A 9,780-nucleotide genomic window follows, 5' to 3' on the forward strand; every position below is an offset into this window, starting at 1 on the left:
AAGTAGTAGCAAAATTCAAAGAAAATACAGTAAAAGGTTCTCAGTTCAAACAGCCTCTGCTTGAGTTCTCCGGAGCTTGTGCAGGATGTGGTGAGACACCATATGCAAAACTGATCACACAGCTGTTCGGTGACAGAATGTACATTGCAAACGCAACAGGATGTTCTTCTATCTGGGGTAACTCCTCACCGTCCACACCTTACACCGTAACACCGGAAGGCAAAGGACCGGCTTGGGACAACTCCCTGTTCGAAGACAATGCAGAGTTCGGTTATGGTATGCTGCTGGCACAGAACACGATCAGAGCAGGTCTTAAGACTAAAGTAGAGTCCGTAATGGAATCTGATAAAGCTTCTGATGAAGTGAAAGCTGCATGTAAAGAATGGCTTGATACATTCTCCTGCGGCGCTACAAACGGAACAGCAACAGACAACCTTGTAAAAGCGCTGGAAGGATGCGACTGTGAAGTATGCAAAGATATCGTAAACAACAAAGACTTCCTTGCTAAGAAATCACAGTGGATCTTCGGTGGAGACGGATGGGCTTATGATATCGGATTCGGTGGTGTTGACCATGTTCTTGCAAGCGGCAAGGATATCAACATCATGGTATTCGATACAGAAGTTTACTCCAACACAGGCGGACAGTCCTCCAAGGCTACAAAGACAGGTGCAGTTGCACAGTTTGCAGCAGGCGGAAAAGATACCAAGAAGAAAGACCTTGCAGGTATCGCAATGAGCTACGGATACGTATACGTTGCACAGATTGCTATGGGAGCTGATTACAACCAGACTGTAAAAGCAATCGCAGAGGCAGAGGCATATCCGGGACCGTCACTGATCATTGCTTATGCTCCATGTATCAACCATGGTATCAAGAAAGGTATGAGCAAGGCTCAGACAGAGGAACAGCTGGCTGTAGAATGCGGATACTGGAACAACTTCCGCTTCAACCCGGCTGCAGAGGGAGCGAAATTCACTCTGGACAGCAAAGAGCCAAAACTGGAAGGATATCAGGACTTCCTGAACGGAGAAGTTCGTTACAATTCACTTGTAAGATCCAATCCGGAGAAGGCAAAAGTAATGTTTGCAAAGAACGAGGAAGAAGCAAAAGAAAGATATGCATATCTGAAAAAGCTTGTTACTCTGTACGGAACAGAAGAATAAAAGAAAAACGCAAAGCGGACGCTGCATTTTATGCGGCGTTCGCTTTTTTCTATTGACTTTATCCGGCAAAGGTGATACAACTTTATTGTATGAATAATCAGACCTGATAGAGGTGCAGTGTTCAATAGTACCACAGAATAGAAGCACGGGTATGCATACTGTGTGGAAAGGGAACATTGCCGAAGGAGATCTTGTTTTCCCGGACAGATTTCCTGGGCCGTATGCAGAATATGCTGCGGACTGTCACAACCTGTGGAGCGCTATCATTATTGAATGAAATTGATATACATAAGAAGTCCGAAGAAGGGCAATTTATGCTATGGATGCGCTCAAGACAGCGTTATTCATAGCTTTTTCATTTAATAGGAAACTTTGTTCCCTGTTAGATAAAACGCTTCGCGGAATAGGCATACACGTGAAGTGGAAATCTGTTTTACAAAAAGAGAGAGAGGAAATTTTTATGAGAGAGACAAAGAGAAAAATCCTGTGGCTGATCTCCACAGTAATGCTGCTTGTGGCATGTTGCCCTATGCTGGCATTTGCAGCGGAGGAAGCAGAGGAATATGTGCCGGCTATGTACGCGACTTTCTGGTCGCTGATCCCGCCCCTTGTGGCAATTGTACTGGCGTTGATCACAAAGGAGGTTTACAGTTCCCTGTTTATTGGTATTTTGATCGGAGGAGTATTTTATTCCGGGTTTGCGTTTGAAGGAACTGTAACTCATGTATTCCAGGGAGGCATTATATCTGTTCTGTCAGACAGTTATAATGTGGGAATTATTGTGTTCCTGGTTATCCTGGGAATTATGGTATGTATGATGAATAAAGTTGGCGGTTCGGCAGCCTTTGGACAGTGGGCTCAAAAGCACATTAAATCCAGAGCGGGAGCACAGTGTGCAACAATTCTTCTGGGAATTTTGATTTTTATTGATGACTATTTTAATTGTCTGACAGTGGGAAGTGTTATGCGTCCCGTGACAGATAAGCATAAAATATCAAGAGCAAAACTGTCTTATCTGATTGATGCTACTGCAGCTCCGGTGTGTATCATTGCGCCGATTTCTTCCTGGGCGGCAGCAGTAACAGGATTTGTAGAGGGAGAAGACGGATTTTCTATTTTTATTCGTGCGATTCCCTATAACTTTTATGCTCTGCTTACCATTGTTATGATGTTTAGCCTTGTTCTTCTGAAGCTGGATTACGGTCCGATGCGCCTGCATGAAGATAATGCGATCAAGGGCGATATTTATACGACACCTGACAGGCCTTATGCAGATGCGGAGAAAGAGATTGTGGAGGGAAAAGGGAAGGTTATTGATCTGGTACTTCCTATCATTTTGCTGATTGTATTCTGCATTATCGGTATGATCTACACAGGCGGATTCTTTTCCGGGACAGATTTTGTTACATCCTTCTCGCAGAGTGATGCTTCTGTCGGACTGGTACTTGGAAGCTTTTTTGCCTTTGTTATTACAATTATCTTTTATGTAGCGCGAAGGCTCATCAAATTTAATGAATGCATGGCGTGTATTCCGGAAGGTTTCAAAGCAATGGTGCCGGCTATTCTGATTTTAACTTTTGCATGGACTCTGAAAGCAATGACAGACAGTCTGGGAGCGGATGTGTTCGTATCTGAGCTTGTGAAATCCAGCGCTTCCGGATTTATGAATTTCCTTCCGGCCATCATCTTCCTGGTAGGGTGCGGACTTGCTTTTGCCACAGGTACATCCTGGGGAACATTCGGTATCCTGATTCCGATCGTTGTTTCTGTATTCCAGGGGCAGAATGAGACAATGATGATCATTTCCATTTCTGCATGTATGGCTGGAGCAGTGTGCGGTGATCATTGTTCTCCGATTTCGGATACAACGATCATGTCATCGGCAGGCGCACAGTGCAACCATGTGAACCATGTAACGACTCAGCTCCCTTATGCAATTACAGTTGCAGCGGTTTCCTTTTTCGTATACATTATCGCCGGATTTGTACAGACAGCCTGGATCGCGCTTCCGGCAGGAATCGTGCTGATGGTTGCAGTACTTCTGGTAATCAGGAAAATATTTGGAAAAGAAGCGGAATAGCAATTCAGGCACATATACTATTTTTCGACATATGCTCTTGTAAAGAGAGGATGATTTTCTACAAATGAAGTAAAGGAGCGGATGGGCGGATAGTCCAGAAGCTCCTTTAATGTTACATAGTAAATGGGGCGGGAAATGCGGGGATTAAGCGGCAGGATGCAGCACAGGGGATTTTGCAGTTCCCGGGCAATGGAGCGGGAAGCAAATCCTACGGCAAGTCCTTGTGAAGCAAGCTGTATGACAAGGTCAGACTGGCTTGTTTCGCATAAAACGCTGGGAGATATATTATTTTGTGCAAAAAGCTGTTCCATATTTTGGCGAAATGCGGAAGCTTTGGCGGGCATAATGATCTTTTCTTCCTTCAGATCCTGTATTGTCAGGGAGGATTTGGAAGCGAGAGGATTTTGTGCAGATAAAATGACCATATATCGGTCGTCCATTAACTGCTGGTAGTAGAGATCCTCCTCTGTCAGTATATTATCGGAACTGATGACAAAGGCGGCGTCGATTTCTCTGGCCGACAGCATTTTCAGAAGCGTATTACTTCCTTCTACCTTGAGATGATAGGTGATGTGAGGATACAGCTTATGATAGTCGGTGATTACACCGGATAAGCCAAGATATCCGGCAATCCATAACATGCCGATGCGCAGAGTGCCGCTTTGCTGCAGACTGTATTTTTGCATGGTATCAGACAGCTGATCTACCTGATTAAGGATACGCTGTGCCTGAATGACAAATTGCTTGCCCGCATCTGTCAGGGTGACGGATTTAGAATGCCGGATAAAAAGTGGAATCCCAAGTTCTTTCTCTAAATTTCCAATCTGTTGGGAGAGGGATGGCTGGGAGATAAAAAGGCTTTTGGCAGCGGCGGAAAAACTTTTTTTCTCTGCTGCTGCAAGAACATAACGCATTTGCTGAAGCTGCATAAGGCAGTTCTCCTTTCATATATGATATAGGAAAATCCTATCGATACTATAATATATCAATAGTTTACAAATGGCAATAACTGTATTATATTAATGATGTAATGTTTTAACGCTTCAAAGAAATAAAGCGTAAAAGGAATGAGAGGAGAATTGATATGCAGACAAAAAAGAACACAAAAGCAAACATTTTCTTAGTCCTGTCGCTTGTTGTCATCATAGGTTCACGGTTTATGCCGGAGATGGCCGGGTTGTCCAGCGACGCATGGGCGGTGCTTGGCGTATTTTTTGGATCACTGATCATGTGGATCGGCATTTCCATTGACTGGCCGAGTATGATCACGCTTCTGGCTTTAGGTTTGATTCCGATTTTCGGATTTTCAGGAACTTTTGCAGGGGCATTCGGAAATACGACAGTTGCCTTTCTTTTATTTACCTTTATGCTGGTATATCCGCTTTCTAAGACCAATTTTGTACGACGCTGTACTATTTACTTTATTACTAACAGAATTGCAAGAAAGGGACCATGGTATTTTATCTGCTTCCTGCTTGCAGCAGTTACTTTTATGGGGCTGTTCATTTCTCCATCTGTATTGTTTGTAGCATTTATGCCGTTCCTGGAAGATATTTTCCAGGTGCTTGAACTGAAAAAGGGAAGCAAGGTTGCGAATGTGCTCATGATGGGAACTGCATTCTGTATCAGCCTTTCTTCCGGTATGACTGCAATCGGACATGTATGGCCGACTATGGCGATCGGATATTACACATCAGCCACTGGAAATGACGTGAATCAGTTCCAGTATATGGCAATGGGAATCCCAACAGGAATTATCCTGATTGTTATTTTAATTTTAATCTTTAAATTTATTTACCGTCCGGATGACGCAGACACCATCAAGCCGGACAAGGCAATGAGCCTTAGAGGAACGGTGCCTGCAGCAGATTTCAAGGAGAAGGTAATCCTTGGTGTTATGCTTCTTACCGTGCTTCTGTGGGTTGCACCAAGTCTTGTAAAAGGCGTATGGCCCCAGTTCTATGAAACAGTAAACGGCTGGTCTACGGCAATGCCTCCGCTTCTTGGATGTATCCTTCTGTTTGTCATCCGCGTAGACGGCGAGAGCATTATGAACTTCAGAGAAACTGCAAGCAAAGGCGTACTCTGGGGAAGCGTGCTGATGACAGCGGCAGCGACACAGCTTGGTTCCTGCCTGACAAACGAAGATGTGGGAATCAGCGCATGGCTGACAGGAGCGCTGGAACCGCTGACAGGAAATCTCCCGGTGATCGGACTGATCCTGTTCTTCATGACATGGGCGGTTGTTGAGACAAACTTCTCATCCAACATTGTTACGACAACAGTGGTAAGCGCAGTGGCTTTATCTGTTCTTACAGCTCTTCCGGAAGGAAGTGTCAATGTGGGAGTTGTAGTATGCATGGTAGGATTTGCGGCAGCAATCTGCAATATGACTCCGGCAGGACAAAGTACAGTAAATACAGTTGCGATCGGATCGGGATGGACGGATACAAAATCCATGTTTATCTGGGGAGGACTGTTTGCGATAGCAGGCATTCTTGTATTAAGCTTTATCGCATATCCTCTGGGATCACTGTTTATTTCATAATAAGCTGAATGTATCTGACAGCGGCATAAGGGGTGAAAATCCGCTTTGCCGCTGTTTTGAACAGGAAATAAAATATCTGTAAATTAAGAAGAAAAGGAGAACAGATCAGTGAAACGAGAGTATCAGTTTGACGTAGCTGTGGCAGGGGCCGGAACAGCCGGAACTGCAGCAGCGGTAGGTGCGGCTTTGGCAGGGGCAAAGACAGTTCTTATTGAGCGCAGTCCCTATCCGGGTGGGGAGGCTACTCACTCTGGCGTGGCGGCTTTCTGCGGATTTTATACCTGCGGGGGAGATCCGGTTAAGGCGGTAGCAGGAGTTGGAGAGATGATCTTAAAAGAAATGGAAGAACTGGATCCCTCTTCGATCAACTATATTGTTTCGGCAACAGGAAACAAAAATATTAATTTTCATCCTGAATATCTGAAATGTGCAATGGATAATGTACTGGAAAAGGCAGGCGTAACCTGTCTTCTTCACACAAGAGTAACTGGAGTGAAGATGCAGAACGGACAGATGACTGCGCTGGAATGTACGGATGATGAAGGGACATTTTCCATTCAGGCAAAAACATTTGTGGATGCCACGGGAGATGCGGCGCTGGCTCATCTGGCAGGAGCTGAGACCATCTGGGGAGGAGAGGATGGCACCGTCCAGGCGGCGACATTGCCGTTCCGGTTAAGCGGCGTGGACACCTCCTGTGATCTGTCTCCGGCTGCCGTGGAAAAAGCAGTGATCAAGGCAAAAGAAGAAGGGATTCCGAATCTTTCCAAAGAAAAAGGATTTATCCTGAAAAGGGAGGGATCAGATCAGGTGGCAGTTCTCCTGCCAAGCGTAATGCCAAAGTCATTAGACTGCCGGGAAATGACCGCTATGGAGCAGGAGACAAGAAAGCAGGTACTTTCCTATGTGAAAGCGTTGAAAAAATATCTTCCGGGAATGGAAAACAGTGAATTGTCTGTGATCGGGCCTTCTATCGGATTTCGGGAGACCCGTAGGATCAAAGGGCGTAAAGTGCTGACAGCAGACGATGTGCTTTCCAGAAAGAAATGTGAAGACGGCGTGGCAAGAGGCGGATGGAAGCCGGAAATCCATAAAAGCGCCGACAAAATGGCAACCTATATAGATGTAAAAGAAGGAAGCTGGTTTGACATTCCTCTTGGCGCGCTTCAGTGTGAGTCTGTGGAAAACCTCTATGGGGCGGGAAGAATGATCTCGGCGGACGAGGCTGCCTTTGCGGCGGTCCGTGTGATGGGAACCTGCTTTGCAACCGGGCACGGCGCCGGCGTGGCAGCGGCAGTGCAGGCTTTGCAGGGAGAAGCGGACATCAGGAAAATAAGGGAAGAGCTGGTAAAACAGGGAGCTCTCATTTAGAACCCGGCAGATAAGGACGGAAAACACAAGACAATAAGAGAATAGGAGTGATCAAATGACATTAGATGAGATTCGCGTGGAAATCGATGCAGTAGATACACAGATGAAGCCTTTGTTTTTAAAAAGAATGGAATGCGCAAAACAGGTAGCAGAAGCAAAGGCAAAAACCGGCGGCGACGTTTTCGTGCTGGAAAGAGAGCTGTCCATCATTGAGAAGCGGGCAGGAGATGTGGATAAAGAGGTTTATGATGAGTATGTGGCATTCCTTCGCCATCTGATGAGCGTCAGCAGAAGATACCAGTATGGGATCCTTACCGGGATGCAGGATAAAGTTTTAAGCAGTGCCGAGAAGGAGGCAGGCATAGATGAAGCGGCGTCTCACAGCCAGGTAGAGATTGCATTTACCTGTCCGAAAGATACAAGTGATCTGAACCTGTATATCAATATGACAAAATTAAATGGTGTGGAGATTGACGCCATGTCCCTGGAAACAGCGGACGGTGTGCAGAACATTCGCATAGTGCTGGATGGAAATTTAAGAGAGGAGAAGATGAGAAGGCTTCTCTGTCAGATTGGAAAGGAAGCGGAAAACTTCCATCTCGTGGGAATAAAATAAGATGAAAATGAGGAAGGACTTTCTTGCTGCAGCCGGGATTTGCCAGGCGAAAGCTAAAAGTCCTTCCTTTTTTGTTTAGACAGGAAACTCTGTTCCAGAGTGGCTATCTGCACAATTTTTCATAGGCGATCCGGGGATCGCCGTCTTCCGGTCCGCCGCAGAGCGTAATATTGCCGCAGCGGATAAAGCCGGATTTTTCCAGCGCCTTTTGCATGGACAGGTTCTGCTCGTGGGTATCAATGCGGATACTCTCCATACCCTTTTGGACAGCCAGATCTTCTACAGAAGAAAACAGCAGGGAAGCGTATCCTTTTCCGCGAAGATCGGCATCGACAGCCATACGGTGAATGGTGGCGTAAGATGCGTTGTCTCCTGTCAGCCAGCTTCCGTTGGAAATATGAAGATAGGCCGGCTCTTCTGCAAAGGTGACGGCGCACAGAGCCACTACTCTGTCATGGTCTGTCAGAACATATCCGATCCCGTTTCCAATATCAGAAACGAGAAGTTCCCGGTTGGGATATCCTTTTTGCCACTGCGGAATACCCTGGGCTCCAAGCCCCCGGACAGCGTCCTTTATTATTTTGTCCATTGCATTTACATCGGCGGTTGCAGAATGTCTGAATGTAATCATAAAACGGTCTCCCTTTATAAAACAGTTATAATTTAGTATACCATAGTGAAGCAGAGTTTTGGAAATATATTTGTAAATTGTTTTGTTTTTTTTGCGCTTGTATAATGTAGGAAAGAATCAATTGCCTGATGCAATAAATCATTTATTTTCAGAATATGTTCATCAAATTAAAATGAGTATAGAAACTTATTAAACGCGGATGGTATATAGTTTTGAACGTGGTGGTAAAAAGGACAGGGGGTGGTTCCGATGGTATTTGTTTTTATGAATGGAGATATACAATTTGATGGATATACTTCAGAAATTGTAGAAATACAAGAAGGAAATGATGATACATTAACAAGGGGACAAATTTCCACAGCTAAACTTTTGTTAACGATTGATACCATTAATTTGGTCGATCAAAATAACAAGGTAGGAACAGTGTATGTTGATGCCTGCTATGAATGGTTGAGCGATCCTATTCTGAAAATGACAGATGCTCATACTTTTAATTACGATTCATCTTTGTTTTATGCTACAGAACTATATGCCTGTTCAATGTATAAATTAGGTGATTATGGAGCTATTGCTGATGAGGTGACAACCCCTGCGACTGCAAGCGATGGAGGGCTAGGATGGTATTTGAGTATAGGGGAAGGGACTATGGAACTAGGCACTAATAGGGGAGCGGCATCCATAGTATTAAAACCAGAAATAGCATTTACGGCAGGCTCAAAACATTGTAATATGTATTATACTTATGCGCATCAAATTCTTGGAGCATCAATAGGTATGGCACCATCAGGCCCTTCTGTCAATATAACTTCCGGTAACTATGATTATCAAACAGTTATGTACAGATACTAATTTTTAGTGGATGGATATTTCGGAACGTCGCATAATAGCGACGTTCCACTTATATATGCCAGAGCATAAAATGTTTTATTAGAAAGAGATAATGGTAATGAAAGTAACTAAATTCTTTATAATTATATTTACTTTAACATTTTTTCTTTACATTTTTAATTTGCATTTATTTAATACAAATTATTACTCTGCTCAAACGGAAGCAATATTTGCTGACTATCGCATAGGTCAAAACAAAGAAAATATAGTTGTTATAACGTCTCAAAAGGGTAAAGTCTTTGACGTTAGAATCATTCAAAAAGATATTCTGTCAATTTTTGATAAAGAATACCAACTGATAACAAATTTACAAAACGGATATTTTGAAGATTATGTTCAAACTAATTATATTTATTTGTTTGGGAAGCTATATAAATATGGAAAGACATATAATCCAGCGAGTGCAACTGATACATATTTATCCTGGTTTCCATCAGTGAGTTTTTTTCCTGAAGTAACTGCAATAGAGATAAAATATGT

9 protein-coding genes and 1 riboswitch are annotated in these 9,780 nt (G+C 43.9%); of the genes, 7 read left to right on the plus strand and 2 right to left on the minus strand.

The features are described from left to right. Together WJ238_RS00925 and WJ238_RS00930 are read left to right on the plus strand one after the other, a co-directional pair. Nucleotides 1-1,166, plus strand: a 1,166-nt coding sequence (locus WJ238_RS00925; protein WP_337605906.1) for a thiamine pyrophosphate-dependent enzyme, incomplete at its 5' end; no start/stop codon positions are given. Between the two features lie 99 nt (nt 1,167-1,265). Next, nucleotides 1,266-1,437, plus strand: a riboswitch (Lysine riboswitch). Nucleotides 1,438-1,671: 234 nt separating this feature from the next. Continuing rightward, a complete protein-coding gene (locus WJ238_RS00930) occupies nt 1,672-3,246 on the plus strand; it encodes a Na+/H+ antiporter NhaC family protein (RefSeq protein ID WP_524536977.1) in 1,575 nt (524 codons plus the stop codon). Nucleotides 3,247-3,263: 17 nt separating this feature from the next. On the opposite strand, the gene WJ238_RS00935 is transcribed toward WJ238_RS00930, so the two are convergent. Beyond that, nucleotides 3,264-4,175, minus strand: a complete 912-nt coding sequence (locus tag WJ238_RS00935; protein ID WP_337605908.1) for a LysR family transcriptional regulator — start codon at nt 4,173-4,175, stop codon at nt 3,264-3,266. Between the two features lie 155 nt (nt 4,176-4,330). Here WJ238_RS00935 and WJ238_RS00940 point away from each other — a divergent pair, with 155 nt between their 5' ends. From WJ238_RS00940 to WJ238_RS00950, 3 genes are all read left to right on the plus strand, one after another. Next, nucleotides 4,331-5,794, plus strand: coding sequence for an SLC13 family permease (locus WJ238_RS00940; protein WP_337605909.1), 1,464 nt, complete (start codon nt 4,331-4,333; stop codon nt 5,792-5,794). Nucleotides 5,795-5,902: 108 nt separating this feature from the next. Then, nucleotides 5,903-7,165: an FAD-dependent oxidoreductase gene (locus tag WJ238_RS00945; RefSeq protein ID WP_230105458.1), complete on the plus strand. Its 1,263-nt coding sequence runs from the start codon at nt 5,903-5,905 to the stop codon at nt 7,163-7,165. Between the two features lie 55 nt (nt 7,166-7,220). Then, a complete protein-coding gene (locus WJ238_RS00950) occupies nt 7,221-7,781 on the plus strand; it encodes a chorismate mutase (protein WP_316265220.1) in 561 nt (186 codons plus the stop codon). 103 nt (nt 7,782-7,884) lie between these two features. On the opposite strand, the gene WJ238_RS00955 is transcribed toward WJ238_RS00950, so the two are convergent. Further along, entirely contained in the window at nt 7,885-8,412 is a 528-nt protein-coding gene (locus tag WJ238_RS00955) for a GNAT family N-acetyltransferase (protein WP_337605910.1), read from the minus strand. A gap of 249 nt (nt 8,413-8,661) precedes the next feature. Between WJ238_RS00955 and WJ238_RS00960 the strand changes: the two genes are divergently transcribed. Both WJ238_RS00960 and WJ238_RS00965 read left to right on the plus strand, forming a co-directional pair. Further along, the gene (locus WJ238_RS00960) at nt 8,662-9,261 is read left to right on the plus strand and encodes a hypothetical protein (protein ID WP_337605911.1); all 600 of its coding nucleotides are present in this window, start codon (nt 8,662-8,664) and stop codon (nt 9,259-9,261) included. Between the two features lie 97 nt (nt 9,262-9,358). Further along, nucleotides 9,359-9,780 (plus strand): hypothetical protein (locus tag WJ238_RS00965; protein ID WP_337605912.1); only part of this gene is annotated, 422 nt, incomplete at its 3' end.

Source organism: Claveliimonas sp. (assembly GCF_037273965.1).
GTDB lineage: Bacteria > Bacillota > Clostridia > Lachnospirales > Lachnospiraceae > Claveliimonas > Claveliimonas bilis.

What these genes read in the sequence shown, in the direction of transcription:
- WJ238_RS00960 (WP_337605911.1), top strand. Translation starts at nt 8,662, where the DNA reads ATGGTATTTGTTTTTATGAATGGAGATATACAATTTGATGGATATACT.
- WJ238_RS00930 (WP_524536977.1), top strand. Translation starts at nt 1,672, where the DNA reads ATGCTGCTTGTGGCATGTTGCCCTATGCTGGCATTTGCAGCGGAGGAA.
- WJ238_RS00940 (WP_337605909.1), top strand. Translation starts at nt 4,331, where the DNA reads ATGCAGACAAAAAAGAACACAAAAGCAAACATTTTCTTAGTCCTGTCG.
- WJ238_RS00955 (WP_337605910.1), bottom strand. Translation starts at nt 8,412, where the DNA reads ATGATTACATTCAGACATTCTGCAACCGCCGATGTAAATGCAATGGAC.
- WJ238_RS00950 (WP_316265220.1), top strand. Translation starts at nt 7,221, where the DNA reads ATGACATTAGATGAGATTCGCGTGGAAATCGATGCAGTAGATACACAG.
- WJ238_RS00935 (WP_337605908.1), bottom strand. Translation starts at nt 4,175, where the DNA reads ATGCAGCTTCAGCAAATGCGTTATGTTCTTGCAGCAGCAGAGAAAAAA.